This is a genomic window from Nitratireductor sp. CH_MIT9313-5, from assembly GCF_037029545.1.
Taxonomy (GTDB): Bacteria; Pseudomonadota; Alphaproteobacteria; order Rhizobiales; family Rhizobiaceae; genus Chelativorans.
The window spans coordinates 15,186-42,084 of sequence record NZ_JAYMER010000010.1; the positions used below are offsets into that span (position 1 = coordinate 15,186).

Consider the following 26,899-nt stretch of genomic DNA (forward strand, 5'->3'; position numbering starts at 1 on the left):
CCGGCTGCTCTCGCAACCGGGCCCGCATAGTACTTGTCGGAAACGACTTAGGCTGACTTCTTGTCGTCCTCGTCGATTTCTTCGAAGTCGGCGTCGACCACGTCGTCGTCCTTCTTGGCCTCGCCGGCGGCATCTGCGGAAGCGTCTGCTTCGGCAGCTTCCGTCTGCTGGGCCTCATACATGGCCTGACCGAGCTTCATCGAAGCTTCGGCAAGGGCCTGGGTCTTGGCAGTGATGGCTTCGGCGTCTTCGCCTTCAAGAGCCGTCTTCAGCTCGGCGATGGCGTTTTCGATGGCCTTGCGGTCTTCCTCGGAAACCTTGTCGCCGTAGTCCTTGAGCGACTGCTCGGAGGAGTGAACGAGGGCTTCACCCTGGTTCTTGGCTTCAACCAGCGCACGACGCTTCTTGTCGGCCTCGGCATTGGCTTCGGCGTCCTTGACCATCTTCTCGATATCATCGTCGGAAAGACCACCGGAAGCCTGGATGCGGATCTGCTGCTCCTTGCCGGTGCCCTTGTCCTTGGCCGAGACATTCACGATGCCGTTGGCGTCGATGTCGAAGGTCACCTCAATCTGCGGCACGCCACGCGGTGCGGGCGGCAGGCCCACGAGGTCGAACTGTCCGAGCATCTTGTTGTCGGCAGCCATCTCGCGCTCACCCTGGAAGACGCGGATCGTCACGGCGTTCTGATTGTCCTCAGCCGTCGAGAAGACTTGGCTCTTCTTGGTCGGAATCGTGGTGTTGCGGTCGATGAGACGGGTGAACACGCCGCCCAGCGTCTCGATGCCCAGCGAAAGCGGGGTCACGTCGAGAAGCAGAACGTCCTTCACGTCGCCCTGGAGAACACCGGCCTGGATGGCCGCGCCCATGGCAACGACCTCATCGGGGTTCACACCCTTGTGCGGCTCCTTGCCGAAGAAGTTCTTCACCGTCTCCTGAACCTTCGGCATGCGGGTCATGCCGCCGACCAGAACTACCTCGTCCACTTCACCGGCATTCAGGCCAGCATCCTTGAGCGCTGCCTTGCAGGGCTCGATGGTGCGCTTGATGAGATCCTCGACGAGGCTCTCGAATTTTGCGCGGGTGAGCTTGATTGCAAGGTGCTTGGGACCCGACTGGTCTGCCGTGATGAAGGGCAGGTTCACTTCCGTCTGCGACGAGGAGGAAAGCTCGATCTTGGCCTTTTCGGCAGCTTCCTTCAGGCGCTGCAGAGCCAGCTTGTCGGCCTTCAGGTCGATGCCGTTTTCCTTCTTGAACTCGTCGGCGAGGTAGTTGACCAGACGCATGTCAAAGTCTTCACCGCCAAGGAAGGTGTCACCATTGGTGGACTTCACCTCGAACACGCCATCGCCGATTTCGAGGATCGAAACGTCGAAGGTACCGCCGCCAAGATCGTACACGGCAATCGTCTTGCCGTCCTTCTTGTCGAGGCCGTAGGCGAGCGCCGCAGCAGTCGGCTCGTTGATGATGCGAAGGACCTCAAGACCGGCGATCTTGCCGGCGTCCTTGGTGGCCTGACGCTGGGCGTCGTTGAAGTAGGCCGGAACGGTGATGACGGCCTTCTCGACCTTCTCGCCAAGATAGGACTCGGCCGTTTCCTTCATCTTCTGAAGGATCATCGCGGAAATCTGCGAAGGCGAATATTTCTCGCCATGGGCCTCGACCCATGCGTCACCATTGTCGGCTTTCACGATCTGGTAGGGGACAAGCTTCTTGTCCTTCTCCACCGTCGGATCCTCGAAGCGACGACCGATCAGACGCTTGATTGCGAACAGCGTGTTTTCGGGATTGGTGACCGCCTGACGCTTTGCCGGCTGGCCTACGAGACGCTCATCCTGGTCGGAAAAAGCGACGATGGACGGCGTGGTACGCGCGCCTTCTGCATTCTCGATCACCTTGGCGTCCTTACCGTCCATGACGGCGACGCAGGAATTGGTGGTTCCAAGATCGATGCCGATTACTTTTGCCATTTTCTTCTCTCCACTAAGCAGACCGTCAGGACCCATTCAGGCGTTCCAGGCGACAGCCCCTGTCACAAGAAAACCCGCGGCGCGCAGGGTTTTGTCCCGCGTCAGTCCGCGACGTTGCGGCGTATATAAGAACCGTCATTTTATTGCGCAAGGCGATGAATGGCAGGAAATCCATCCGCGATGGGTGAACAGCCCGGTGTTTTTCCGCCAGCCGACACTGGTTACGAGGTGCTTAACACCGAACGTAAAATCACGACACCTGAAGTGACCTCATATTCAGACGAGTAATGCAACTTCCGCGCTAACAATATCTGTGTGCGGGAGTTGAAATGCGAAGCTTGAGGGCGCTTTGCATTGCCGCGTTTGCACTTGCGGCGAACGTTGCGAATGCATCACCTTTCATAGGCAGCCTGGCTGCCGGTGCGGTTCAGCAGGTTGTGCAGGAAGCGGTAGCGATGCCTTTGGCAAGGCGGCAGCTTGAAATTCCAACCGCCACCCGCATCGGTGCCGATATCGAAGCCAAATGTCTTGCGCTCGGGATCTATCACGAGGCACGTGGGGAAAGCGTTGCGGGCCAGGCGGCTGTCGCTCAGGTCATCCTCAACCGGGTTCGTTCAAAGGTCTATCCATCGAGCATCTGCGGGGTGATCTACCAGAACGCCTACCGGCTGAACCGCTGCCAGTTTTCCTTCACCTGCGACCGGGTCTCCGATATGCCGCGCAATGCGCGCGCATGGCAGAAGGCCTATGCGCTTTCGAAGGCAATGCTGTGCGCAGATTGCGACATGGCGGAGCGCGAAATTCTGGAGAGCATCGCGCCGTTTCACCGCGCAACGCATTATCACGCGACCTATGTGCGCCCGGTCTGGGCGCGCAAGCTGCGCCATGTAGGTCGGATCGGTACCCACATCTTCTTTGAAAGCGACCGTGTGCTGAAGCGGATGTGAGGCCAGACGGCGCTCAAACCGTCTCCCAGCCCTCATGCTCGCCGGCGCGGAAGATGGCGTCGATGAAGCGCTGGTTCTTCACCGATTCTTCCAGCGAGAAAAGCTGGACCTCTTCACCCTTCACGGCCTTGGCAAAGGCTTCTGACTGCAGGCGGTACTGACGGGTGTCGCCGAAGCGGAATGTCGTGGAGGTGCCATGCGTCAGGTCATGCAGGATCACGCGATCATCGCCATAGACACGTGAATTGAACGGCGTATCAACCTCGATGAAGCCCTTGTCGCCATGGAACGCCATGGTCTGGCGGGCAGCCATCTGGGTGGAGACGTAGAAGCTCAGTTCGAAGTCACCGCAATCCGCTTTGACGCTTGCATAGATATCGGTACCGAATTTCGGATCGCGCTCGACAACCGCCTGAACTCGCTGCGGCTCCGTCTTCGTCACGAAACGGGTGGTCACGGTCGGATAGACGCCGATATCCGGCAGGCCGCCACCGCCGAGCTCGGGCCGGTTGCGCATATTGTCGGGATCGACATTGTGATAGGTGAAGGCACCCTGCACATGGCGCAAGCGCCCGATCGCGCCGCCCGCGATCAGGTCATGCACCTTCTGCCATTGAGGGTGATAGGTCACCATGAAGGCCTCGGACACCACTACCTTGTTGCGGTCGCGCGCCTCGATCACCGGCTTGATATCGTCAGCATTCAGCGCGAGCGGCTTTTCCACCAGCACATGCTTGCCGGCATCCGCGGCCTTCACCGCCCACTCGACATGCTGGGACGTGGGAAGCGGAATATAGACCGCATCCACCTCTTCACTTGCCAGAAGCTCATCATAGGATCCGAAGACATGGGGAATGCCGAAACGGTCGGCCACCACCTGCCCGCGCGCAGCATCGCGGCTGGCAATAGCGGTCACCACATTGTCTTCGGCATCGATGATCTGCGGTATCACCTGATCCCGACCGATCTTGGCCGTCGACAAAATTCCCCAACGCAGCATGACTGCCTCCCTTATTCGTACAAATCAGCCGCGCAGCGAGCCGCCGGTTTGCTTGCCCACATTCTGGACGATCTTGCCCGCCAGCGCTTCGAAGTCCTCATCGGTCAACGTCTTGTCGCTGGGCTGGATGGTAACCTCGATCGCAACGGACTTCTTGCCTTCACCGAGCGACGCACCTTCAAAGATATCGAAGACATTTACGCCGGTGATCAGCTTCTTGTCGGCACTTGCCGCGGCGCGCGTGATGGTGGCTGCTTCCACGGTCTTGTCGACCACGAAGGCGAAATCGCGTGTGACAGCCTGAAGCTGCGAGATTTCCAGCTTTCCGCGCGAGCGCGTCGCCTTCTGCTTCGGCTCGGGAATCGCATCAATGAAGACCTCGAAGCCGCAGAGCGGGCCATCCACATCCAAAGCTTCCAGCGTCGAAGGGTGGAACTCGCCGAAGGTTGCCAGGATGATCTTCGGTCCAAGACGGATCGTGCCTGAACGGCCCGGATGGTACCAGGACGGGGCTTCCGCCACGACCTGCAGCTTGTCAGCCGGTGCGCCGCAGGCTTCCAGCACGGCCAAAGCATCTGCCTTGGCGTCGAACACGCCGACCGGCCCTGCATTGCCTGACCAGTCGCGGCCCTGACGTTCCATGTGAGCGGTGCCGCGGCGCACGCCGGATGCGACACGACGCTGGCCCTTGGGCGCGTCGCTCTCATAGGTGCCCGAGACTTCGAACATTGCGATGTCGGCACGGCCGCGATCCACATTGCGCTGCACAGCCTTCAGGAGACCCGGCAGCAGCGATGGCCGCATGTCGGACATGTCGGATGCGATCGGGTTCGACAGGCGCAGATTTTCCGCACCACCGCCGAAAAGTTCGGCTTCCTTGGCCGAGACGAATGACCAGGTCAGCGCTTCTGCCATGCCGCGCACAGCCAGCGCACGGCGCGCGAGGCGCGTGCGGATCTGGAGTGTGGTCAGGATACGGCTGTTCACCGCGCCAAAGGATGGCAGCGGCTCGGGTTTGATCTCGTTCACGCCATTGATGCGCAGAACCTCTTCAACGAGGTCGGCCTTGCCTTCGACATCGGGACGCCAGGAAGGGACCGAAACCGTTGCCGTTCCGCCATGATCTTCAACCTTGAAGCCAAGGCGAGTGAGAATGTCGGCGGAAGTCTTCGGCTCGATCTCGATGCCGCCCAGCCGGGCAACTTCCGAATAGGGGAAGGAGATGGTCTTGGGCTCGTGTGGCTTGTAGCCCTCGACCTGCCGCTCGCTTGCCTCACCGCCGCAGATTTCCTGCACAAGGCGCGTTGCAAGCTCCAGGCCATCCACCATGAATTCCGGATCAACCCCCCGCTCGAAACGGTAGCGTGCATCGGTGATGATGCCGAGCGCACGACCGGTGGACGCGATATTCATCGGGTCCCAGAGAGCCGATTCAATCAGCACGTCGGTGGTGTTCTCGTCACAGCCGGAATGCTCGCCACCCATGATACCGGCGATGGATTCAACGCCATTATCGTCCGCAATGACGCACATGTCGGAGGTCAGCTCATATTCGCGCTCGTCAAGCGCAAGCAGCTTTTCGCCGTCCTTAGCGCGGCGCACGGTGAGGTTGCCCTTCACCTTGGCCATGTCGAAGACGTGGAGCGGGCGACCGCGGTCGAAGGTGATATAGTTGGTGATGTCCACCAGCGCGTTGATCGGGCGCAGGCCGATCGCCATCAGGCGCTGCTGCATCCATTTCGGTGACGCGCCGTTCTTCACGCCGCGCACGGCACGCAATGCAAAGCCGGGGCAGAGTTCCGGCGCCTCGATGGCAACCTTGACCGGCGTGTCGCCGCTGCCGGAAACGGCCGCGACGCTGCCAGGCTTCAGCTTGCCCAGACCTGCTGCGGCAAGGTCACGCGCAATGCCGTAGACACCGGTCGCATCCGGACGGTTTGGCGTAAGTCCGATCTCGATGACCGGATCGTCCAGCTTGGCCCATTCGGCAAAGGCTGTTCCGACAGGCGCATCCTCGGGCAGATCGATAATGCCTTCATGGGCGTCGGAAAGAAGTAGCTCGCGCTCCGAACACATCATGCCGTGGCTTTCCACACCACGGATCTTGCCGACCGACAGCGTGACATCGATGCCCGGAACATAGGTGCCTGGTGCGGCGAAAGCACCAACGAGGCCTGCGCGGGCATTGGGAGCGCCGCAGACGACCTGAACCGGCTTGCCCTCGCCCGTATCCACCGAAAGCACCTGCAGCTTGTCGGCATCGGGATGCTTTTCCGCACTCAAAACCTTTGCGATGCGAAACGGCTTGAGCGCGGACTTGTCGTCCACCTCCTCGACCTCAAGGCCGATCTCGGTCAGCTTGGCCACCACCTCTTCAAGCGTGGCGTCGGTTTCAAGGTGATCCTTGAGCCAGGAGAGCGTGAATTTCATTCGTCTGTCTCGCGTCGTGAAAGCGGAGCTGAGGATATATTGAGCTCCATGAGGAATAGTCTTTTAGATGAGTTTGTTCAGGCTGCGCGTTGCGGCTCTGTTGCCCCGGGCGCTTTCCAACCGAGCAATACGGCTTTCACCGAAATGCCGTCGTCGAGGTCGGGCCACCATATGCCTGCGAATTCAAGTTCCGCTTTCGCACGTTGGCTGGGTTTAGCCTTGTAGAGAAATGGATACCACCAGAGTGGAGCGCGAATCTGCCGGCTGTCAGCGAGCGTGATGTAAAGGAACGTGTCATCGCATTGCACCGATACAGGACGCATGGCCTCCGTTTCAAAGTCCGAAGAAGTCATTCCATGCTCCAATCCATCTTTCGCGATGCTTTGCCACGACATCCTGGAGAGCCTTCATTTCCCGCTCATTATAACCCCGAACATAGGCAACCTCCAAACTGTGCAGCCAGATTTTCGCTGAAGCCCCGTCTTTTGCGATATGTATATGCGGTGGCTCATACATATCGGATGAATAGAAACGAAACTTGTAGCCTCTCCACTCGAGCAGCGTTGGCATAGCCTAGCTGCTCAATCCACCAAACAAAGTCGGCATGTCGAGCGGGCGGAAGCCGTAGTGCTCGATCCAGCGCAGGTCGGCATCGAAGAAGGCGCGGAGATCAGGCATGCCGTATTTCAGCATGGCGATACGGTCGATGCCCATGCCCCAGGCGAAGCCTTGATAGACGTCGGGATCAAGCCCTGCATGGCGCAGAACATTGGGGTGGACCATGCCGCAGCCCAGAATTTCCAGCCAGTCCGAGCCTTCGCCGATGCGTACCTCGCCCGGCGTCGAGCGGTCGCACTGGATATCGAGTTCGAAGCTCGGCTCGGTGAAGGGGAAGAAGGACGGGCGGAAGCGCATATTGATCGAAGGCACTTCGAAGAACGCCTTGCAGAACTCCTCCAGCACCCATTTCAGATGGCCGACGGTTGAGGTCTTGTCGACGACAAGCCCTTCGAGCTGATGGAACATCGGCGTGTGGGTGGCATCGGAATCCTGGCGATAGGTCTTGCCCGGGATCACGATACGGATCGGCGGCTCCTGCGCTTCCATCGTGTGGATCTGCACCGGCGAGGTGTGCGTGCGCAAAAGCTTGCGCTCGCCTTTTTCATCCGGCGGGAAGAAGAAGGTGTCGTGCATCTCGCGGGCCGGATGGCCTTCCGGGAAATTCAGCGCCGTGAAGTTGTAGTAATCGGTCTCGATATCCGGGCCTTCGGCGATGGAGAAGCCGAGGTCGCCGAAGATGGCGGCAATCTCGTCGATGACCTGACTGATCGGATGGATACGTCCGCGCTCGGCCGGGGCCTGCGGCACGGGCAGCGTGATGTCCACGCGCTCGCGCTCCAGACGTTCGGCAATGGCGGCCTCACGCAGCACTGAGCGGCGGGCGGCAATCTCCTCCATCACGCGGTTCTTCAAACCGTTGATCGCCGGACCCATTTCCTTGCGCTCTTTGGGCGACATGGAACCAAGCGTCTTCAGCTTTTCGGAGACGGAGCCCTTTTTGCCGACGGCCGCCACACGTACGGCTTCCAGGGCCTGCTCATCCGCGGCATTTGCAATCTCGTCGAGGATCGATTTTTCCAGTTGCTCGAGATCAGTCATCGTCTTTCCTTGAACCGCCCGTCTTCGGCGCTTCGGTGCGCCGGTGAATTTGCCTGCCACTGACTGCCCCGCAGCGGCCCGTATTTCAACCCCGCGCGCGCTCAAGGCAAGTCCTCAAGGGATGCGCGGCGTACGCAATTTCGCACCAGTCAAAGAAAAACCCGCGCCGGCAGAACCAGCGCGGGTTTCCCTTAAATCATCAGCTTGGGGAAGCGCTGGCTTAGGCTACAGCGCTTTCAAACTGGTTCGGCGTCGTGTCTTTCAGGTATTCGAGCGCCGTCTTGGCCTGCTTCACCAGCGCGCCAAATGCCTGCGGCTCGTGGATGGCCATGTCGGACAGGACCTTGCGGTCGATCTCGATACCAGCCTTGTTCAGACCGTCGATGAGGCGGCCATAGGTCAGGCCATGCTCACGTGCAGCAGCGTTGATACGCTGGATCCACAGAGCGCGGAAATTACGCTTGCGCGCCTTGCGGTCGCGGTAAGCATACTGCATCGACTTTTCGACCGCCTGCTTGGCGACACGAATGGTGTTCTTGCGACGGCCATAAAAGCCCTTGGCGGACTTCAGAACCTTCTTGTGCTTGGCGTGGGCGGTTACGCCCCTCTTTACGCGTGCCATTGCATGATCTCCTTAAATCTCGTCCGCTTTAATCAGAAGCTGTAGGGCATGTATTTCTTGATGATCTTGGTGTCCGGTTCGGACAGGACCATCGTGCCCCGCGCATCGCGGATGAACTTGTTGGAACGCTTGATCATGCCGTGGCGCTTGCCAGCAGCACCGACCTTGACCTTGCCGGTGGCGGTAACCTTGAACCGCTTCTTGACCGAAGACTTCGTCTTCATCTTGGGCATTTTGCTTCTCCGTTTTATGCGCTCGAACCCGTTTGTGTTCGGCCACCGACTTGCGGGGACATTGAACCGGAAATCGAGCATTTTCAGCATTTGGAACCGACACGGCATGCCCTGCCGGCCGGTTCGGGACGCGGCGTTATAGCGACAGGGAAAGCGGTACGCAACCGGATTCAGTGTCGCTGAACTCAAGAAAGAGCGAACCACCGTCCAAGGCGATCCGCTCTTTCATGTCTTGAAGATCGGGCGGCGCTGATCAGCGCGGCGCCAGGACCATCATCATCTGACGGCCTTCGAGCTTCGGCTCGGCCTCGACCTTGGCAATCTCTTCCACCTCTTCGCGTACGCGATTGAGCAGCTTCATGCCCAGTTCCATATGGGCCATCTCACGGCCACGGAAGCGCAGGGTCACCTTGACCTTGTCGCCAGCCTCGAAGAAACGCCGCGCAGCCTTCAGCTTCACCTCATAGTCATGGGTGTCGATGTTCGGACGCATCTTGATCTCCTTGATCTCGACGGTCTTCTGCTTCTTGCGCGCTTCGGCTGCCTTCTTCTGGCTCTGGTATTTCAGCTTGCCCAGATCGGTGATCTTGCACACCGGCGGTTCGGCATTCGGCGAAACCTCCACGAGGTCGAGCCCGGCATCCTGTGCAATACGCAGGGCTTCGTCAGTCGGGACGACGCCGCGATTGTTGCCTTCGTCGTCGATCAGCTGGACGCGCGGTACGCGAATCTCGCGGTTGGAGCGCGGTCCTTCCTTGACCGTAGGAGGCGCTTTGAATGGTCTGCGAATGGTCGTTGTCTCCTCAAATCATTGACGGATCTTGTCTACCCGGCGCAGCAGGTTGTCGCCTATGTGCGTTTTGCGGGATGGCTGTCAATAGCATAAGCATAGGCAAGAATCACGCTGCAAGCGCTATGTAGTGGCTGATTTTGTGCGCAAAAGGGTTCAAATTTCGATTCAACAGTCATGGAGAGTGCCGTGTCGGGAAGCGAGTTGCGACAGATCGAGGTGGATGGAACGCGCATCGCGGTGCGCCATCGCACCGGCGGCAGCCCCGGTCTCGTCTGGCTTGGCGGCTATCGATCCGACATGTGCGGCACGAAGGCCGTTGCGCTTGATGAATGGGCGGAATCGAAGCAGCTTGCGATGACGCGCCACGACTATTCCGGCCATGGTGAATCCGGCGGTGCATTCGAGGATGGCACGATCTCACGCTGGCTTGACGAAAGCCTTGCGGTCTTCCGTGAATTCACGTCCGGCCCCCAGATCCTTGTCGGATCGAGCATGGGCGCGTGGATTGCGCTGCGCATGATCCAGGAACTGCACAAGGCAAATGATGGAGCACGCATCGGAGGCCTTCTGCTACTTGCACCTGCTCCCGATTTCACGACCGAGCTGATGGAGCCTCAGCTCAGTGACGGCCAGCGCAAGATGCTGGAGGAGGAAGGCGTGCTGCGCGAGCCGTCCGACTATTCCGACGAGCCCAACATCTACACGCGCGCGCTGTTCGAAGATGGTGCGAAAAACCGCGTTCTTGACGGCATCATCGACACGCATTGTCCGGTTCACATCCTGCAGGGCATGAAGGATCCCGATGTGCCTTATGCTCATGCGATGAAGCTGGTCGAACACCTGCCCGCCGATGACGTTACCCTTTCCCTCATCCGGGACGGCGATCACAGGCTTTCACGCCCTCAGGACATCGAGATGATCCTGCGTGTCGCGGAAGGATTGATCGAGCAGGTGGAGAAGCGAGCGGGATAAACAGGAGGTGCGATTTGAGCGCGTTTACCTTGAAAACGCTTTATTCGCCCCCCATCTCATTCATGCGGCCGCGCCCGACTGAACGTGATTTGAGGAACCGTGAAATGACCAATTCTGCACTTATCCGTCCGGCGTGGACGCCGGCGACGATTGCCCTGATGGTGATCGGCTTCATGCTGTTCTGGCCGCTTGGCCTTGCGATGCTTGCCTATATTCTGTGGGGCGACCGCCTGAACGCATTCAAGAGCGATGTAAACCGCGCCACCGACGGCCTGTTCTCCAACTTCAAGCGCGCATCCCAGACCTATGCGTCGACCGGCAATGTCGCGTTCGACGACTGGCGCTCAGCCGAGCTGGAGCGCCTTGAGGAAGAACGCCGCAAGCTCGACGCCATGCGCGACGAATTCGATGAATATGTTCGCGAACTTCGTCGTGCCCGTGATCGTGAAGAGTTCGATCGCTTCATGAACGAGCGCAAGGCCGGGCGCGGAAACCCAGTTACCGAGGCCGGTGACGCGAACTGATTTCGCGACAACCAGCTCAAGCACATCGAGAACGGCGCCTTGGGGCGCCGTTCTTTTTTTTGGAGCAGCAAACTGTTCCCGTAGCAATGACTTGCATTATCATCACGAGATGATTCCCCGGATGCTGAAGCGCGCTCCTTCGCGAAAACCTGTCCCGCCAGAAGATCGGCACCTCGAGGTGCTCGGCCGATCCGTGCCACTGCGCGTGGTCGAAAATGCGCGCGCCAAGCGGCTGACGCTCAGGATCATTGCCGGGGGACAGCTGCGCGTGACCATTCCGCCGGGCATTACCGCCCATCAGGTGAATGATTTCGTTGAACGCCATCGCGGGTGGCTGGAAGAGCGACTGAAAAAACTTCCAGAACATCCCGTGGTTCGCTCCGGCGTCAAGATACCCATCAGGGGCGTGCCGCATCTGATCCGCCATGAGCCGGGGAAACGGGGCACCGTGTCCGTGGACGAAGAAGAGGGTCAGAAGCTTTTGATCGTCTTTGGCGATGAACGCCACCTGCCCCGCCGCATTGCCGACTTCCTGAAAAGGGAAGCCCGCAAGGAGATCGAACCGCTGGTGGCCAAGCATACACAAGTGGTCGGCCGACCGGCCAAGGCTGTTCGTTACAAGGACACGTCGAGCCGTTGGGGCTCATGCACCTCTGACGGGGTCTTGTCCTTTTCCTGGCGCATCATGATGGCACCGCGTCCCGTAATCGATTATCTCGTCGCGCATGAAGTGGCGCATTTGCGCGAGATGAACCACGGTCCACGCTTCTGGAAGCTGTGCGGGGAACTTTGCCCCGATACCAAGCGCTGCAAGGACTGGCTGAAGCGTAACGGGACGGCATTGCAGGCGATACGGTTTTCGGAGTGAGTAGTGAGTAGGCGGCGCGGATGGCAGCGCAAGCGGGATGCCTCACTTCCCACTATTTTACCATTCACTATTCACACCATAAGCGTTTCGTGCGAACTCCAGTGCCCATGACACTCGACATCAAGATATGCGGATTGAAGAGCCGCGAGGCCATTGCCACGGCACTGGATGAAGGTGCCAGTCATATCGGCTTCATCTTCTTCGAAAAGAGCCCGCGCCATCTCGAACCGGTGCAAGCCGGCTTGCTGCGCGATGCGGCTTCGGGAAAAGCCAAGGTCGTGGCTGTTACGGTCGATGCCGATGACGCCGCGCTCGACGAAATCGTCTCGGCCGTAAAGCCTGACATGCTGCAGCTTCACGGCCAGGAAACGCCTGAGCGCGTTAAAGCCGTGAAACATCGCTACAATCTGCCGGTGATGAAGGCCTTCGCCGTTCGTGAGGCGGATGATCTCGACAAGATCGAGCCTTACAAGTGTGTTGCCGATCGCTTCCTTTTTGATGCCAAGGCGCCGAAGGGGTCTGAACTTCCCGGCGGCAATGGCGTTGCCTTTGACTGGACACTTCTGGCTCGCCTTGACGAAAGTGTGGACTACATGCTTTCCGGTGGCCTCAATGCGGGCAATATCGCCGACGCGCTGAGCGTGGCGAAACCGGCTGGTCTCGATATATCGTCTGGCGTGGAAGACGCGCCCGGCGTAAAGAGCCAGCAGAAGATACGCGAATTCTTCCGCGCCGTTCGCGCCGCGGTCTAATCATTCAGGGAGGCGGGCATGAACAAGCCGGCTCAGCCAAATTCATTTCGTACCGGTCCCGACGAGCAGGGCATGTTCGGCATTTTCGGCGGACGCTTTGTCGCCGAGACACTGATGCCGCTCATCCTCGATCTGCAGGAGCATTGGGATGCGGCCAAGAAGGATCCCGAGTTCAAGGCCGAGCTCGAGCATCTGAACAAGCACTATACCGGCCGCCCCTCGCCCGTTTATTTCGCCGAACGCCTGACGGAGCATCTTGGCGGTGCGAAGATCTACTTCAAGCGCGACGAGCTGAACCATACGGGCAGCCACAAGATCAACAATTGCCTGGGCCAGATTCTGCTTGCCAAGCGCATGGGCAAGACCCGCATCATCGCGGAAACGGGTGCTGGCCAGCATGGCGTGGCATCGGCAACGGTTGCTGCCCGTTTCGGCCTGCCATGCGTTGTCTATATGGGCGCCACGGATGTCGAGCGCCAGGCACCGAATGTCTTCCGCATGCGCCTGCTGGGCGCGGAAGTGAAGCCGGTTTCCTCCGGTCACGGCACGCTGAAAGACGCCATGAACGAGGCGCTGCGCGACTGGGTGACCAATGTCGAGGATACCTATTACCTGATCGGCACGGCTGCAGGCCCCCATCCCTATCCGGAACTGGTACGCGAATTCCAGGCCGTGATCGGCAAGGAGACAAAGGAACAGATTCAGGAGATCGAAGGCCGCCTGCCGGATATGCTGGTGGCGGCAGTGGGCGGTGGCTCCAACGCGATCGGGCTCTTCCACCCCTTCCTTGACGACAAGGATGTGCAGATTGTCGGCGTCGAAGCTGGCGGCAAGGGTCTGGAAGGCGAAGAGCATTGCGCTTCGCTGACGGCTGGCAGGCCCGGCGTCCTTCATGGCAACCGCACCTATCTGCTTCAAAACGAGGACGGTCAGATCAAGGATGGCCACTCCATCTCTGCCGGTCTCGACTATCCGGGTATCGGTCCCGAACACTCCTGGCTGCGCGAGACGGGCCGCGTCGAATATGTGCCGATCCGCGATGACGAGGCATTGGAAGCCTTCCAGCTTCTGACCCGCCTTGAAGGCATCATTCCCGCGCTTGAACCCAGCCACGCGCTGGCCGAGGTCATCAAGCGGGCGCCGAAGATGGGCAAGGACCAGATCATCGTCATGAATCTGTGCGGCCGCGGCGACAAGGACATCTTTTCCGTCTCCAAACATCTTGGCATGGATGTGAGCTGATGACTGGCTTCATAGACATCTGGGTAACCTGTCCGGACCGGGATGTGGCCGGCAAGATTGCCAAGGCGACGCTTTCGGAGCGGCTCGTTGCCTGTGCGAATATCTTCGGCACGGTTTCCAGCATCTATCACTGGAAGGGCGCGATCGAGAGCGAGGAAGAAGTGCCGCTTCTGCTAAAGACGCGGGCGGAGCATTTCGATGCGGTGCGCAAGCTTGTTCGCGAGCACCACACCTATGATGTGCCCGCCATCGTGGCCACGCCCATCACAGAAATCGACAGTGACTATGCGGACTGGCTCCGCGACGAGACGAAAGACCCGGCATGAGCGAGACGCGTATCGACCGCCGCATGGCGAAGCTGAAGGCGGAAAACCGCCCTGCCCTTGTGACCTATTTCATGGGTGGCGACCCCGACTATGATACCTCGCTATCGGTCATGAAGGCACTGCCGAAGGCCGGCAGCGACATCATCGAGCTTGGCATGCCATTCTCCGATCCGATGGCTGATGGTCCGGCTATCCAGGCGGCAGGCCTGCGCGCGCTGAAGAACGGTCAGACGCTGAAGCGGACGCTGGAGATGGCCCGCACCTTCCGCGAAGAAGATGACGAGACGCCGATCGTCATGATGGGCTACTACAATCCCATCTATATCTATGGCGTGGACAAGTTCCTCACCGATGCGAAGGCGGCTGGCATTGACGGATTGATCATTGTCGATCTTCCGCCGGAGATGGATGAGGAGTTGTGCATCCCGGCCCTCAAGGCTGGCCTCAACTTCATCCGTCTGGCGACACCGACCACGGACGACAAGCGTTTGCCGAAGGTGCTCGAGAACACCTCCGGCTTCGTCTACTACGTCTCGATGACCGGCATCACGGGCTCGGCACTGACCAATGTGCAGAAGGTTGGCGGGGCGGTGAGCCGCATCAAGGCCCATACGCCTCTTCCAGTTTGCGTCGGTTTCGGCGTAAAGACAGCCGCCCAGGCGCGCGCCATTGGTGCGGAAGCGGATGGCGTCGTGGTGGGGACTGCCATCGTTAATGCAGTTGCAAATGTCATCGGACCGGACGGAAAGACCACTGCCGATCCCGCAGAAGCGGTTGCAACCCTGGTGCGAGGTCTGGCAGATGGTGTGCGAGAAGCCCGGCTGACGGCAGCCGAGTAAAAGTTAGAACGGTTTTCTGGGGAGCCTTGTGCTTCCTGTGTGTCTGTGAAGGAAGGCGACGGCCATGAACTGGATCACGAGCTATGTGCGGCCGAAAATCAACTCCATGCTGGGTCGGCGCGACATGCCGGAGAACCTCTGGATCAAGTGTCCGGAGACCGGCGAGATGGTCTTTCACAAGGACCTTGAGGAAAATCAGTGGGTCATCCCCGCTTCCGGTCACCATATGCGCATCTCGGCCAAGGAGCGTCTGCGCTTCTTTTTCGATGAAGGCAAATACGAGACGCTGGACAATCCCAAGGTAACCGTCGATCCGCTGAAATTCCGTGACGAGCGCCGCTACACCGACCGTCTGCGCGACGCGAAAGCCAAGACGAATATGGAGGATGCAATCCTCAATGCGGTCGGCACCATCCATGGCCAGAAAATCGTCGCCACCGTGCAGGACTTTTCCTTCATGGGCGGCTCGCTCGGCATGGCAGCCGGCGAGGCTATCGTGAAGGCGTTCGAAACCGCAGCCGAACGAAAGCTTCCACTGGTTCTGTTTGCAGCATCCGGTGGCGCGCGCATGCAGGAAGGCATCCTCTCGCTCATGCAGCTTCCGCGCACCACGGTCGCGCTTGATCGCCTGAAGGAAGCGGGTCTGCCTTACATTGTCGTCCTGACCAATCCCACGACGGGCGGCGTGACGGCGTCCTACGCCATGCTTGGCGACATCCACATCGCCGAGCCGGGCGCCCTGATCGGCTTTGCCGGACCGCGCGTGATCGAGCAGACCATCCGCGAGAAGCTGCCGGAAGGCTTCCAACGCGCCGAATATCTCAAGGAACACGGCATGGTCGACATGGTCGTTTCCCGCCTTGAGATGAAGGATACGGTTGCCCGCCTCGTCAAGATCCTGCTGAAGGTCGAAGAGAAGGTGGAGCTTCTGCCCCCAGCCTCGGAAAGCTCTGAAGCAGTGAAGGTGGAAGCCGAAGCGGTGCCAGCCGAAAAGACCAAAAACGAAAATCGTCCCAGCGCTTGACTCGCGATATTGACCCTGGGGCATCGGAGGCTTGCCCATGAGCCGTGCGGCGGCGGCGATCGAAGAGTTGATGAAACTTCATCCGAAGGGTTTCGACCTTTCACTGGAGCGCATCAGCCGCCTTCTGGAGCGATTGGGCAATCCGCAGGACCGCATGCCGCCGGTAATCCATATTGCCGGCACCAATGGCAAGGGCTCTGCCTCCGCCTTCGCGCGGGCGCTTCTTGAAGCTGGCGGCAAAACCGTACATGTCCATACCTCGCCCCATCTTGTAAACTGGCATGAGCGCTACCGGCTCGGTGCGGATGGCGGAGGCAGACTGGTCGCAGACGATGTGCTGGCTGATGCGGTGGAGCGTGTCGCCGCGGCAAATGACGGTGAAAGCATCACCGTTTTCGAGATCCTGACGGCGGTCATGTTCGTGCTCTTTTCCGAGCACCCCGCCGATGCGGCCATCGTAGAGGTGGGGCTTGGCGGGCGGTTTGACGCGACAAATGTCATCCATCACCCGGCTGTCAGCCTCATCATGCCCGTTTCACTGGATCACGAGGCCTATCTGGGCGACCGGGTGGAGCTGATTGCGGCAGAAAAGGCTGGCATCATCAAGACGGGTCGTCCCGTTGTCATCGGCCAGCAGGAATGGGATGCAGCGCGGGACGTGCTCGTAGCTACTGCCGAGCGTCTTCGCTCACCCATGCGCGTCTATGCGCAGGATTTCCTCGCTATCGAGGAAAACGGGCGAATGGTTTATCAGGATGAGGAAGGCCTGTTTGACCTTCCACTGCCTCGCCTGCCCGGCCGCCACCAACTGGCCAATGCTGCCGCTGCCATTGCCGCCGTGAAGGCCGCTGGTTTCAACGTGACCGCCGAACAGGCGGAAAGCGCGATGGGAACCGTCAGCTGGCCTGGCCGACTGCAGCGCCTGAATGGCGGAAGGCTTGTCGATATGGCACCGGCAGATGCGGAAATATGGATAGATGGAGGGCACAATCCGGGTGCGGGTTCGGTCATTGCCGAAGCGCTGGCCGGCGAAGAAGAACGACGCTCCATGCCGCTCTTCCTGATCGCCGGAATGCTGAACACCAAGGATCAGACCGGCTATTTCCAATCATTCGCCAGCATTGCGCGCCATGTCTATACGGTGCCGGTGAAGAACAGCGATGCAGGTGTGCCTGCAGATGAGCTGGCAGTGCGCGCTTCCGAGGCGGGTCTTTCGGCAGAGCCCGTGGCAACTGTCGAAAACGCGCTCAAGCTGTTACGCGAAACAGGTGGCGACGGCGAAGCGCCGCGCATCCTGATCTGCGGCTCTCTCTATCTGATGGGCGAGATTCTGGCAGCGAACGGAACGCCACCGGAATGAAAAAAGCCCGGCGACAAGGCCGGGCTCCTCTCGAAAAACTGGCGCGCTGATCAGGCGACTGCGCCGCTGACCCATGCTGAGAGTGCGGTCTTCGGAGCAGCACCAACCTTCATGTCGGCGACTTCGCCGTTCTTGAACATCAGAAGGGTAGGGATGGAACGAACGCCATACTGGGCGGCAAGCTCCGGGTTCTCGTCGATGTTCAGCTTGGCGATCTTCACCTTGCCGTCGAGTTCGTTGGAGATCTCTTCGAGTGCCGGGGAAATCATCTTGCACGGACCGCACCACTCGGCCCAGAAATCCACCACTACCGGCTCATTTGCCTGCAGCACGTCGGACTGGAAGTTGTTCTTGTCAACGGTGACGGTGGCCATGAGCCTCTCCTTGTCGTCATCAATTAAGCTGGAAGCGCATGTGGGGCATCCGCCCCACCTGTTCAAGTCCATATTTTTCACGCTCACGTGAGTCCCGCAAGGGCTTCCTCCATCGCTTCCGCACTGACTTCGATCAGCCGCGGCGCTTCGGTGAACAGGAGCGCTGCACAAATCTCGTGGTCGGGATAGAGCGGCTGCAGGAGACGGGCATAGAGCGCCATCTGCGCGATATAGGCCTTGGGCACTTCACCGATGTCGCGCGGGGGTGGGCGGTTGGTCTTGTAGTCCACGATCAGAACCTTCTTGTCCTGAACCACCAGCCGGTCGATCTTGCCGGCGACTGCGCGCTGTCTCCCTGCAAGTCTGATCTCGCCCATAAGGGAGACTTCCGCGCGCGATGCGGTCGAGAAAAGAGGCTTGAAGGTCTCGTCTTCCAGAATACCCAGAACCGACTCCACGGCAGCCTTGCGCTCTGCCTCACTCCAGGATGCGCCGGTGCGGGCGATATGACGCTGTGCAGCAGCAGCGCGTTGTTCTTCAGGCATGTCCGGCAAAAGCTGCAACAGGCGGTGCATGGCAGTACCCCGCTCCATGGCCCTGTTCGGCTTCTGCTCCGGCCCCAGCACGGGAGATGCCTGCGGCGGCGCGGAATTCGCATCCGGTTCGATCAGCGCGAATGCGCCGGACGGGCTCAAGGGCCGCGGCAGTTCGGCAGGACGCTCCAATGCATCGCTGAAATGCGCCGGCAATTCAAATGATGCTGCGTCCTTCCGCTCTTCCTGCTCCACCTCAAAGGGCGGTGTGGGCGTGACGCGGTAGCGCAGCACAGGTGCGCAATCGGTCGGTTCGTCACGCGTTTCCACGTCTTGCGATGCCGCGAAGGCATCCCTCACCATGTCGTGCCATGTCGGTTCGCTCGAAGCCTGCTTTCCCCGATAACCGCAGACGATGAGGCGGTCTTCGGCACGCGTCATGCCGACATAGAGCAAACGCCGATACTCTTCTTCGGCCTTGCCGGCGAGTTCCGCATCAATGGAACGGGAGAGGCTGTTTGCCAGGCTTGAATCACCGCGCCACAGATAAGCGGGAAGAGGCTCTTCGTAGGGGCGCTGCCTGAGCATGAACGGCATCAGCTCCGGTCTGTGGCTGTGGGTGAAAGCCTTGCTGCCGGGGTCCACGAGGAAAACGACCGGTGCTTCCAGACCCTTTGCCGCATGAACGGTCATTATGCGCACTTCGTCGCGGGCCTGATCCATCTCACGCTTGATCTCCGGCGCTGCTCCGCCAAGGACCGCCAGAAGGGCCTCAAGGCCCACAACACCGCTGCGCTCACTTGCCAGACAGTAGGACAGAAACTCGTCGAGTATGTCATTGGCCTCATGGCCAAGTCGTGCGACGAAGCGCTGACGCATTCCCGGCAGACGATCCGTGCCGGTGAGGATTTCGCTATAGAGCTCAAAGACGGGGCTGAAGCCTGCCTTGTTCTGCCAACGGTCAAGCGTCTCCACCACACTGGCCAGCCACGGCTCCTGCTGCGCGCGCCGATGGAGCGCCTGATACAGCGAATTGGACTTGCCGCGTTTCCACCCGATGCGAAAAAGATCATCATCGCCCAGACTGAAGATCGGGCTTTTGAGAACCGCTGCCAGGGAAAGATCATCATGCGGCTGGAGAAGGAACTTGCCCAGCGCCAGCAGGTCCTGCACGGCGATATGGGCTGTCAGGCGCAAGCGGTCGGCGCCGGCAACGGAGACATTGCGCTCCTTCAGGCTGCGCGAAAGCGCATGCACAAACCGGTCACGCTTGCGCACGAGAACGAGAATATCGCCCGGCTTGAGGCGGCGCTTCTTTCCTTCGAGAACCTCGCCATCCTTCAGCCACTGGCAGATGCGATCCGCCATGAGTTCGGCCAGGCGTGCGGCAGGAGCAGAGGTGTGGTCAACGGCCTGGGTCCAGTCGTCCGGCTCCTCGACCGTTTGTGGCGTGAGAGACTGCCATAGCTCGACATAGCCCGGCGCATTGTCCCGCACGGCCTTGTGTTCGAGCGGTTCGGGATCACGGGTAAGGCCGCGACGGGCTTCATCACGGGCAAACACGGTGTCCACGGCGCTCAACACGTCATAGGTGGAGCGGAAGGAGTGGGTCAGGCGGACGCGCTCGAACTGCGCTCCTGCTTCGCCAACCTGCCGTCCGAATTCCATGCCGCTTTCGGCGAAAGCGGCGGGTTCAGCACCCTGAAAGGAGTAGATGGACTGTTTCTCGTCACCCACCGCGAAGATGGTGCGCTCCACATCTTCCCGAGCGCCCTCGCCTGCGAAAAATTCTGCGGTAAGCATGCGCACGATCTGCCACTGCTCGGGGCTGGTATCCTGAGCTTCGTCAATCAGGACGTGATCAATGCCGCGATCAAGCTTGAACTGTACCCAGGGTCCCACATCCTGCCGCGCGAGCAGGTTGACGGTCCGCATGATGAGGTCATTGAAGTCGAGAAAGCCCCGCGCCTGCTTGAGCCGCTCATAGCGCGAAATCAATGCGTCCGCGATGGTCAGCGCCGAACGCGTGGCCTGCAGCATCGCGAACTGGTTGAGGCGGTCGATGTCCTGCTGGATCAGTTCCGCCGCAGCGCAGTAACGCTCGTAGATGCCCGGCAGAGCTGTGCGCAGAGCCTTCTTGAAAGTCTTGTCAGCATAAATCTCACCCTTTCCGGTCAACATCGCCCCGGCAAAAAGCTTGAGGCGCCGCGCAGGATCTTTTTCAGCATAGGCCGCGATGGCCGTTTCACCGATCTGCTTCAGAAATTGCTTCGCATCCGTCTCTTCGGCATGCGCCATGATTTCCCGGAAATCGGGCTCGGCGAAACCGGGATAGGGCCAGTTTCTCGCCGCGATGGCGTCGGCCGTCTCTTCGGCTGAAAACCCATATGCTTCGAAGAGTTCGGCATAGGGTTCGGGTGGCTGACCGATCCTGTCGATGAATCGGCGCAGCTTTTCGCGCTTGCTCACCACTTCGGCCAAAAGCTTGTCCAGCCCGGTTTCACCTGCCCGATCTATGACTTCGGCGAAGGCGTCGGCCAGATTTGCCTCGGCACCTGATGCGATATTGCCGAGGAGGTCGCGTCGTGCCTCCGCTATCAGCGCCTCTTCCATCTGCCCGTCAAGAAGCTCGAAATGGCCAGCGATGTTCGCTTCCAGCGGGAACTGGTGGAGGATTGCCTCGCAAAAGGCATGGATGGTCTGGATCTTCAGGCCGCCCGGCGTTTCCAGGGCGCGGGCGAAAAGCCTGCGCGCGCGGGCGATGGTCGCTCCATCGGGTTTTCGTCCTTCGGTGGCCTCAATGTTCCTGGCCAGTTCCTGATCATCCATCAGGCTCCAGCGTGCCAGGGTGCCGAAAACGCGGTTTGCCATATTGGCCGCAGCGGCGCGCGTATAGGTCAGACACAGGATGCGCGAAGGGTCCGTTCCTTGCAGCAAAAGCCGGATGACGCGCTGGGAGAGAACATGCGTCTTCCCCGAACCGGCATGGGCGGCCACCCATGCGGAGCGTGCGGGGTCGGACGCCATGGACTGAAGGCGAATGGTCTCGGGCGGAATGCGCAGCTTGTCGCTCATTCGCCACCATCCCCATTGGCATCATCGCCGCCGGCAGACCATTCGAGCACGCGGGCCAGATGATCGTAATAACCTTCGGTATCACTTTCCTTGAATGGCAGCGCTCTGGAGAGATAGCCGTGGTCAGGATTATCATAATAGGCGAGAAGGCGCTGGAGACGCTGCCAGGATTCTTCGGCCAGCTCAGCTGCCGTCTTGTCTGCCCCCTTCACGGAGAGCACCGAGTCGCCCTTCACCTCACCCTTTGCCTTTAGGCGCACATAGAGGAGGTCTTCCGCCTCCGGCGCTCCAAGTTCAAAGAAGGCACCCCGCGCCAACAGCGCCGCTTCAAGCGGAAGCTGCGGAGCCAGAAGGCGATAGGCCTGCGTGGTGCTGGGGTATGAGCCGGTTTTGTAGTCGATGATTTCCGCACTGCCATCAGTGCGGATGTCGATGCGGTCAGCCCTGCCTGAGAGCGTTTTCTCTCCCTGAACAACGACCTTGCCTGCCACCACCTCCACATGGCGTGCCGCGACATGCCTCGCGCGCTCGCTCTCCCAGCGAATGAACTCCCCCGCCGTACGCTCGAAGCGCGGCCACCATACGGCTTCGACGTCGGCTGGAAGTGCGGCCGCTGCAAACAGGTCGCGACCTGCCTGCAGAAGCTCTCCAAGCGCTTCAGGCCCTGCCGGATCTCTGCTTGTGGCGATGAAATGCTCCAGAATGTCGTGAAAAAGGTTGCCGCGCTCTGCCGCTCCCGGATCTCGGATGAGGGGGTCCAGGGGATAGAGCCCGAGTATGCGTCGGGCAAAGATGGCGTAGGGATCGCGCCGGAGCGTTTCGACTTCCGTCACGGAAAAATGCGTTGGCCTTGCCTCGATGGGCGGTTTGGGTTCGGGGCGTTTGACGAATGGTTCACGCCCCGCTGCTTCCAGATGGTTTGTCCAGGCAATGAAACGCTCCCCACGGTGGCGCAGTTCGTTGGCGGCTTCTTCACCGATACAGGCGGTCAGGCGTTGAAGCCATCTTGATGCAACTGCCGGGGCCTCGCCTGCGCGCGATGCCCTCGAGAGAATGACCTCGGGCGCACCCATCGCCATCATGAAATCATGGGCGGAGAGACCGATGCGCCGCTCCGGCGGTTCAAGCTCAAGATCCGACTTCATGACGCGGGACAGGAAACGGTCGGATGCCGGTACCTGCGGCCATGAACCTTCGTTCAACCCGCCCAGAACCATGACATCCACGTGCTGCAGACGTGCCTCCAGCGTGCCCCAGATGGAAACACGCTGATCGGCGCCAGGCGAGGGTTTCACCCCTTGCCCTGCGCTCAGCGCGCCGTAAACATCCTGCCACTCATCTGCCTGAAGCTCAAGTGGCGCTTCGGTGGAGACAAGCTTCGACAGGAAGCTGGCAAGCGCTTCGCCTGCATCTCCGCCATAAATGGCGTCCAGCTTTCCGTCCTGGGAGCAGCCCAGCGCCTCCAGGGCTTCAACGCTTGTACGCGCAATCTCTGACAAGGCAAGATGGCTTCCACGCAACGCCGCCAGCGGTCCAACGGCCTCTACGAGGCGCTTCAGCACGTCACGTGCGGCTTTAGCATCCGCTTCGCTGAACCTTTCCATCCAGAACGGCTTTCTTGGCGCAGCAGCCCACATTTCAAGCCGCTCTTCGAAAAGCTGATCGAGGCTTGCAATATCGGGTCGCCCCGTACCGCCACGCAGAGCGACCAGTTCCACCCACTCCACGGCATGTCGCGTCTTGCTGCGCGGCAATGACAGGTGAAGCAGGGGGTGCTTCAGCAGGCTGATGATCGGGATTGGGTCGCCGGGGCGCATCGACGCTTCCAGAAGCAGGCGCAGCAGTGTCGCGGGAGGCGTCTCGGAAAGTGGGGTTCCTGCGGAATCGTCGGCCTCGATGCCGAAGCGGCGCAATTCGGCTGCCACGCGGCGGGCAAGAGTCCGATCAGGCGTCACCAGCGCGGCGGTACGCCCTTGGGTCGCAATGGCGTCACGCAGCGCCACTGCAATGGCGAAAGCCTCCTCACGCTGGCTCGCCGCTTCAATCAGGCTCACACCATCAAGTGCCCCATCGGCCAATGTCCTGGCTATGAAGGGGCGGAGCTCGGCCCACAGATCAGTAGTGTCTGCCGGGCGCATCGCTTCTGCCATCAGCCTTCGGCGCGCCTCGAGTGCGGGCGACGGTTCTGCCAAGACCGCAATGTCCTGCTTCTGCATGCGGATGGAGGTGACGAGTTTTTTCAAACCGAACTGGGGATGACCGCAGGAGGCTGGCGACATTGCAGCATCCAGCGATGCCCAGGAATTATCATCCAGCGCCGTATCAAAACCTGGCAGCACCACTGCGCCATCGGGCAGGCGCGCAATGACGCCCAATAGTCTGGCGGTTGCCGGGATCGAGCCCGTCGAACCGGCTGCTATGACAGGACCCTGATGCCGCCCCTCACGCAACCGCTCGGCTTCGGCATCCAGCATGGCATTGCGGTGCGCCGCAGGATTGGAACGATCATAGGCTGCAAGCACATTGGGCCAATGGCTTGTGACGATGGAGAGGAAATCCAGCGTTACCTGCCACCAGCCGGCAAGTTCACGTGGAACAAGATCAGACAGGCGCGACCAGTCGGCCTGTTCGTTTTCGATCTCATCCATCAGATTGGCGAGGTCTCTGGCCAGCCAGAGGCCATCGGCCAGCGTTGCGGGAACCACCACGCCCTCCGCAAAACGTTCCGCCACATGCGCAGGCACGCGCGCTTTCCACGCCTGCACCAGCGGTCCGAGCAAGAGAATGCGGTCGAGGTGGGACATGGGCGGCGCAAGATCGAGCGCGGCCTGACTGCCTGTCGGGTCGAAGTCAGCGAGGTCGCTTTCGAATTCACCCAAAGCCCGGATCACCGGCAGGATTGCAGACCGGCCTCCCAGCCGATCTAGAAATGCACTGCGCAGGGCGCGCACCGCACGTCGTGTCGGCAGATAGATCGTTACATCGGACAGAGAGAGCGGCGAACCGTCATAATGAAACCCCTCGACAAGCTTACCCGAGAGCAGCGCGTCGACCAGCGTGGGCAGAAACGGAACGCCTGGCGGAATGGTGTGAACATTGGGCTTCTGGCGCAGCATCAGCCGCCTCTGATCTGCCTGATGGCCTGTTCGGCCGGGGCAATTGCATCGGGAGTGCCCACGGTGATCCAGTGTCCCTGCAGGGTCAGCCCGAAGAGCCGCCCAGCCTTGATCGCCCGATCAAAATAGATGTTGAGGGAATGCGGTTCTGCCAAAGCATCGGCGAATATCGCCGGGTTTACGATGCCGGACCCGGCATAGATAAAGCCGCTTGCACTATCGCCTGCGCGGCTTATGGGCATGGCAACTTCACCACCGGCCCGCTCCAGAACGAAGTCGATCTTGCCGCTATGGCCAGTCGCATTTTCCGGCGCGACCAGCAGAAGCAGCATATCCATCCGCGTTGGATCCCATGCTCGTGCCAAGCGCCTCAGATTAAGGCCTTCCTCATCAAGCCAGAAAGTGTCGGCATTCAGGATGTAGCAAGGTTCGTTTCCCAGAAGAGGAAGCGCCTTGACCAGACCGCCGGCGGAATCGAGCAGTTTTTCGCGTTCATCTGAGATGGTGACGGTCGGTGAGCGGCGCCCGGCCAGATGCGCTTCCATCTGTTCAGCCAGATGATGCACATTCACCACCGTTCGGCTGACACCTGCGGCCTGAAGCGTATCAAGGCCCCAATCAATCAAGGGTTTGCCGCCAACCTTGATAAGCGGCTTCGGCGTATGCTCCGTCAATGGGCGCATCCGCATGCCCAAGCCTGCGGAGAGAACCATCGCCTTTTGGGGCACTTCAGTCATGTTCGTCCTCATCCAGCAGGCGATGTGTCGCGTAGAAGTCGGCCAGTTCAACAAGCGCTGGATGCTGCAGCGCCTCGCGCAGATATGCGAGGATACGCGGCAGATGTTCAAGATATCCAGGCTTTCCGTCGCGACGGCACAATCTGACAAAGGTACCAAGGAGCTTGGTATTGCGCTGGGCTGCGGTCAGGGCGAACGCCTCTTCCAGATCAGCCCTGACGAATGCTTTATCACTTCTCGCGGCACAATAGGCGTCCACCATGCTCTGGCGAAGCGCCAGAGGAATATCGACGCGTGCATCGAAGGCCAGTGATGCGAGATCATAAGCTGCGGGACCGCGTACCGCATCCTGTACATCAATCAGACCCAGACGGGCGTCACCCTCCTGCTCTGCCCGCCAGATTATGTTTGGGGAATGATAATCTCGCAGCACCAGGCTCTGCTCTGCGTCCGCCAACCGGTCGAACAATCGGTGCCAAATCGCAAGAAATTGCTGACGCTCCTCCCCCGAGACATCCCGATTGAAGCGGTAGGGCAGATACCAGTCCAGGCAAAGCTCGATTTCCATCCCCAGCGCCTGCCGGTCGTAAGGCGGCAGCACATGCTCTCTCTGCTCATCCACTGCAAAACGGTTCGGCCAGGTCTTCTGATGGAGGCGCGCCAGCAAAGCGGCAGCAGCCTCGTAGCGCTCGGCGACGGGCTCACCGTTTTCCAGAAATGAACCTGTGCCCAGGTGTTCGATCAGGAGAAATCCGTCGTCCAAAGACTGGGCGTAGATTTGCGGGGCGGAAAATCCGTTAGCGCGAAGGCCGTTTGCTATTCCCACGAACGCCGAAACTGATTGCGCCAGACGTGCAATCTGACTGTAAGGCTTCCCGTCACGTACCAGCGGTTCATCCAGACGCGCAGGCGCATCCATGAGGATGGCGGGCTCCCGCCCCTCTGTCTGAATGGTTTCATAGGCACGGATCGATGCGTCACCCAGCAGAAACCGACGCACGGCGCCGGGACGACCTGACTCGTGCAAAAATTCGCGAATGGCAAAACTGTGCGCGAGTCGCTGGCTGGTATCCTCGCGCGCAGTGATCTTCGCCTCACGCCCCTCACCTGCTTCCTGAAGGGTGATCGAAATGTTTGCCTTCAGGCCCTCTCCGGCACGCTCCGCCCATTCGATAAGCAGTACCCCGTCGTGCTGAACCTCATCGACGCCCAACTCGTCGAGTTCCTCCGGATCGCCGAGCCGGTAGAGATCGAGGTGATAGACCGGGATGCGCAGATCGTATTCCTGAACCAGCGTATAGGTGGGGCTGGGCACTTCGAGTGTTTCGTCAGCCGCGATAGCGCGGATGATGGCACGGGCGAGCGCGCTCTTGCCCATGCCGAGATCGCCTTGGAGAAAAACGATGTCGCCCGGTTTCAATACTGCGGCGATATCATCACCCAGACGTGCGGTGGCTTCGTCGTTCTCCAGGTGACGGATAAATTCCCGGCCCCGCATCAGGC

Annotated in this window: 23 protein-coding genes and 1 pseudogene; 10 read left to right on the forward strand and 14 right to left on the reverse strand. The window is 60.1% G+C overall.

Translation table 11 applies throughout. The features are described 5' to 3' along the window. Window positions 1–47 precede the first annotated feature (47 nt). A complete protein-coding gene (gene dnaK / locus WA367_RS01320) occupies window positions 48–1,970 on the reverse strand; it encodes a molecular chaperone DnaK (RefSeq protein WP_336055004.1) in 1,923 nt (640 codons plus the stop codon). Between the two features lie 515 nt (window positions 1,971–2,485). On the opposite strand from dnaK, the pseudogene WA367_RS01325 reads away from it, so the two are divergent. Then, window positions 2,486–2,917: pseudogene (locus tag WA367_RS01325) on the forward strand (cell wall hydrolase); the annotation flags it as partial. Between the two features lie 13 nt (window positions 2,918–2,930). On the opposite strand, the gene WA367_RS01330 reads toward WA367_RS01325, so the two are convergent. From WA367_RS01330 to infC, 8 genes are all read right to left on the reverse strand, one after another. Next, the gene (locus WA367_RS01330) at window positions 2,931–3,917 is read right to left on the reverse strand and encodes a Gfo/Idh/MocA family protein (RefSeq protein WP_336055006.1); all 987 of its coding nucleotides are present in this window, start codon (window positions 3,915–3,917) and stop codon (window positions 2,931–2,933) included. Window positions 3,918–3,941: 24 nt separating this feature from the next. Beyond that, window positions 3,942–6,347 carry a phenylalanine--tRNA ligase subunit beta gene (gene pheT, locus WA367_RS01335; protein WP_336055007.1) on the reverse strand — a complete coding sequence of 802 codons (2,406 nt, stop codon included), beginning with the start codon at window positions 6,345–6,347 and terminating at the stop codon, window positions 3,942–3,944. A gap of 77 nt (window positions 6,348–6,424) precedes the next feature. Beyond that, window positions 6,425–6,742 (reverse strand): DUF2442 domain-containing protein, encoded by a 318-nt coding sequence (locus tag WA367_RS01340; RefSeq protein WP_336055008.1) that lies wholly within the window; start codon window positions 6,740–6,742, stop codon window positions 6,425–6,427. Then, window positions 6,681–6,917 (reverse strand): DUF4160 domain-containing protein, encoded by a 237-nt coding sequence (locus WA367_RS01345; RefSeq protein ID WP_336055009.1) that lies wholly within the window; start codon window positions 6,915–6,917, stop codon window positions 6,681–6,683. The genes WA367_RS01340 and WA367_RS01345 overlap by 62 nt, the downstream gene beginning before the upstream one ends. Before the next feature lie 3 nt (window positions 6,918–6,920). After that, window positions 6,921–8,006, reverse strand: a complete 1,086-nt coding sequence (gene pheS / locus WA367_RS01350) for a phenylalanine--tRNA ligase subunit alpha (RefSeq protein ID WP_336055010.1) — start codon at window positions 8,004–8,006, stop codon at window positions 6,921–6,923. A gap of 220 nt (window positions 8,007–8,226) precedes the next feature. Continuing rightward, window positions 8,227–8,628, reverse strand: a complete 402-nt coding sequence (gene rplT, locus WA367_RS01355; RefSeq protein WP_336055011.1) for a 50S ribosomal protein L20 — start codon at window positions 8,626–8,628, stop codon at window positions 8,227–8,229. A gap of 32 nt (window positions 8,629–8,660) precedes the next feature. Continuing rightward, a complete protein-coding gene (gene rpmI, locus WA367_RS01360; protein WP_336055012.1) occupies window positions 8,661–8,861 on the reverse strand; it encodes a 50S ribosomal protein L35 in 201 nt (66 codons plus the stop codon). A 253-nt stretch (window positions 8,862–9,114) separates the two neighbouring features. Then, on the reverse strand, window positions 9,115–9,651 hold the full coding sequence (infC, locus tag WA367_RS01365; RefSeq protein ID WP_336055497.1) for a translation initiation factor IF-3: 537 nt from the start codon (window positions 9,649–9,651) through the stop codon (window positions 9,115–9,117). A gap of 177 nt (window positions 9,652–9,828) precedes the next feature. Here infC and WA367_RS01370 point away from each other — a divergent pair, with 177 nt between their 5' ends. From WA367_RS01370 to WA367_RS01410, 9 genes are all read left to right on the forward strand, one after another. After that, a complete protein-coding gene (locus WA367_RS01370; protein WP_442935511.1) occupies window positions 9,829–10,626 on the forward strand; it encodes an alpha/beta hydrolase in 798 nt (265 codons plus the stop codon). Between the two features lie 104 nt (window positions 10,627–10,730). Continuing rightward, the gene (locus WA367_RS01375; protein WP_336055014.1) at window positions 10,731–11,150 is read left to right on the forward strand and encodes a DUF2852 domain-containing protein; all 420 of its coding nucleotides are present in this window, start codon (window positions 10,731–10,733) and stop codon (window positions 11,148–11,150) included. Window positions 11,151–11,271: 121 nt separating this feature from the next. Continuing rightward, a complete protein-coding gene (locus WA367_RS01380) occupies window positions 11,272–12,018 on the forward strand; it encodes a M48 family metallopeptidase (RefSeq protein WP_336055015.1) in 747 nt (248 codons plus the stop codon). Between the two features lie 107 nt (window positions 12,019–12,125). Further along, window positions 12,126–12,770: a phosphoribosylanthranilate isomerase gene (locus WA367_RS01385; RefSeq protein WP_336055016.1), complete on the forward strand. Its 645-nt coding sequence runs from the start codon at window positions 12,126–12,128 to the stop codon at window positions 12,768–12,770. Window positions 12,771–12,788: 18 nt separating this feature from the next. Then, window positions 12,789–14,012, forward strand: a complete 1,224-nt coding sequence (trpB, locus tag WA367_RS01390; protein WP_336055017.1) for a tryptophan synthase subunit beta — start codon at window positions 12,789–12,791, stop codon at window positions 14,010–14,012. Next, window positions 14,012–14,338 carry a divalent-cation tolerance protein CutA gene (gene cutA / locus WA367_RS01395; RefSeq protein ID WP_336055018.1) on the forward strand — a complete coding sequence of 109 codons (327 nt, stop codon included), beginning with the start codon at window positions 14,012–14,014 and terminating at the stop codon, window positions 14,336–14,338. The genes trpB and cutA overlap by 1 nt, the downstream gene beginning before the upstream one ends. Beyond that, window positions 14,335–15,177 (forward strand): tryptophan synthase subunit alpha, encoded by an 843-nt coding sequence (trpA, locus tag WA367_RS01400; protein ID WP_336055019.1) that lies wholly within the window; start codon window positions 14,335–14,337, stop codon window positions 15,175–15,177. Before cutA ends, trpA begins: the two co-directional genes overlap by 4 nt. 64 nt (window positions 15,178–15,241) lie before the next feature. Further along, window positions 15,242–16,201 carry an acetyl-CoA carboxylase, carboxyltransferase subunit beta gene (gene accD, locus WA367_RS01405; RefSeq protein ID WP_336055020.1) on the forward strand — a complete coding sequence of 320 codons (960 nt, stop codon included), beginning with the start codon at window positions 15,242–15,244 and terminating at the stop codon, window positions 16,199–16,201. A 37-nt stretch (window positions 16,202–16,238) separates the two neighbouring features. Continuing rightward, on the forward strand, window positions 16,239–17,561 hold the full coding sequence (locus WA367_RS01410; protein ID WP_336055021.1) for a bifunctional folylpolyglutamate synthase/dihydrofolate synthase: 1,323 nt from the start codon (window positions 16,239–16,241) through the stop codon (window positions 17,559–17,561). A 50-nt stretch (window positions 17,562–17,611) separates the two neighbouring features. Here WA367_RS01410 and trxA read toward each other — a convergent pair whose 3' ends face one another. The 5 genes from trxA to tsaE form a co-directional block, all read right to left on the reverse strand. Beyond that, window positions 17,612–17,935 carry a thioredoxin gene (trxA, locus tag WA367_RS01415; RefSeq protein WP_336055022.1) on the reverse strand — a complete coding sequence of 108 codons (324 nt, stop codon included), beginning with the start codon at window positions 17,933–17,935 and terminating at the stop codon, window positions 17,612–17,614. Between the two features lie 83 nt (window positions 17,936–18,018). Continuing rightward, on the reverse strand, window positions 18,019–21,543 hold the full coding sequence (addA, locus tag WA367_RS01420; protein ID WP_336055023.1) for a double-strand break repair helicase AddA: 3,525 nt from the start codon (window positions 21,541–21,543) through the stop codon (window positions 18,019–18,021). Continuing rightward, a complete protein-coding gene (addB, locus tag WA367_RS01425) occupies window positions 21,540–24,659 on the reverse strand; it encodes a double-strand break repair protein AddB (RefSeq protein WP_336055024.1) in 3,120 nt (1,039 codons plus the stop codon). The genes addA and addB overlap by 4 nt, the downstream gene beginning before the upstream one ends. Then, window positions 24,659–25,396 (reverse strand): nucleotidyltransferase family protein, encoded by a 738-nt coding sequence (locus tag WA367_RS01430; protein WP_336055025.1) that lies wholly within the window; start codon window positions 25,394–25,396, stop codon window positions 24,659–24,661. The genes addB and WA367_RS01430 overlap by 1 nt, the downstream gene beginning before the upstream one ends. Next, window positions 25,389–26,894, reverse strand: a complete 1,506-nt coding sequence (tsaE, locus tag WA367_RS01435) for a tRNA (adenosine(37)-N6)-threonylcarbamoyltransferase complex ATPase subunit type 1 TsaE (RefSeq protein ID WP_336055026.1) — start codon at window positions 26,892–26,894, stop codon at window positions 25,389–25,391. The genes WA367_RS01430 and tsaE overlap by 8 nt, the downstream gene beginning before the upstream one ends. Between the last annotated feature and the right edge of the window lie 5 nt (window positions 26,895–26,899).

What these genes read in the sequence shown, in the direction of transcription:
- pheS (WP_336055010.1), bottom strand. Translation starts at nt 8,006, where the DNA reads ATGACTGATCTCGAGCAACTGGAAAAATCGATCCTCGACGAGATTGCA.
- WA367_RS01385 (WP_336055016.1), top strand. Translation starts at nt 12,126, where the DNA reads ATGACACTCGACATCAAGATATGCGGATTGAAGAGCCGCGAGGCCATT.
- rplT (WP_336055011.1), bottom strand. Translation starts at nt 8,628, where the DNA reads ATGGCACGCGTAAAGAGGGGCGTAACCGCCCACGCCAAGCACAAGAAG.
- WA367_RS01430 (WP_336055025.1), bottom strand. Translation starts at nt 25,396, where the DNA reads ATGACTGAAGTGCCCCAAAAGGCGATGGTTCTCTCCGCAGGCTTGGGC.
- WA367_RS01340 (WP_336055008.1), bottom strand. Translation starts at nt 6,742, where the DNA reads ATGTCGTGGCAAAGCATCGCGAAAGATGGATTGGAGCATGGAATGACT.
- WA367_RS01330 (WP_336055006.1), bottom strand. Translation starts at nt 3,917, where the DNA reads ATGCTGCGTTGGGGAATTTTGTCGACGGCCAAGATCGGTCGGGATCAG.
- WA367_RS01410 (WP_336055021.1), top strand. Translation starts at nt 16,239, where the DNA reads ATGAGCCGTGCGGCGGCGGCGATCGAAGAGTTGATGAAACTTCATCCG.
- dnaK (WP_336055004.1), bottom strand. Translation starts at nt 1,970, where the DNA reads ATGGCAAAAGTAATCGGCATCGATCTTGGAACCACCAATTCCTGCGTC.
- addA (WP_336055023.1), bottom strand. Translation starts at nt 21,543, where the DNA reads ATGAGCGACAAGCTGCGCATTCCGCCCGAGACCATTCGCCTTCAGTCC.
- cutA (WP_336055018.1), top strand. Translation starts at nt 14,012, where the DNA reads ATGACTGGCTTCATAGACATCTGGGTAACCTGTCCGGACCGGGATGTG.
- WA367_RS01370 (WP_442935511.1), top strand. Translation starts at nt 9,829, where the DNA reads ATGGAGAGTGCCGTGTCGGGAAGCGAGTTGCGACAGATCGAGGTGGAT.
- trxA (WP_336055022.1), bottom strand. Translation starts at nt 17,935, where the DNA reads ATGGCCACCGTCACCGTTGACAAGAACAACTTCCAGTCCGACGTGCTG.
- tsaE (WP_336055026.1), bottom strand. Translation starts at nt 26,894, where the DNA reads ATGCGGGGCCGGGAATTTATCCGTCACCTGGAGAACGACGAAGCCACC.
- addB (WP_336055024.1), bottom strand. Translation starts at nt 24,659, where the DNA reads ATGCTGCGCCAGAAGCCCAATGTTCACACCATTCCGCCAGGCGTTCCG.
- trpA (WP_336055019.1), top strand. Translation starts at nt 14,335, where the DNA reads ATGAGCGAGACGCGTATCGACCGCCGCATGGCGAAGCTGAAGGCGGAA.
- pheT (WP_336055007.1), bottom strand. Translation starts at nt 6,347, where the DNA reads ATGAAATTCACGCTCTCCTGGCTCAAGGATCACCTTGAAACCGACGCC.
- WA367_RS01380 (WP_336055015.1), top strand. Translation starts at nt 11,272, where the DNA reads ATGCTGAAGCGCGCTCCTTCGCGAAAACCTGTCCCGCCAGAAGATCGG.
- WA367_RS01375 (WP_336055014.1), top strand. Translation starts at nt 10,731, where the DNA reads ATGACCAATTCTGCACTTATCCGTCCGGCGTGGACGCCGGCGACGATT.
- WA367_RS01345 (WP_336055009.1), bottom strand. Translation starts at nt 6,917, where the DNA reads ATGCCAACGCTGCTCGAGTGGAGAGGCTACAAGTTTCGTTTCTATTCA.
- trpB (WP_336055017.1), top strand. Translation starts at nt 12,789, where the DNA reads ATGAACAAGCCGGCTCAGCCAAATTCATTTCGTACCGGTCCCGACGAG.
- accD (WP_336055020.1), top strand. Translation starts at nt 15,242, where the DNA reads ATGAACTGGATCACGAGCTATGTGCGGCCGAAAATCAACTCCATGCTG.
- rpmI (WP_336055012.1), bottom strand. Translation starts at nt 8,861, where the DNA reads ATGCCCAAGATGAAGACGAAGTCTTCGGTCAAGAAGCGGTTCAAGGTT.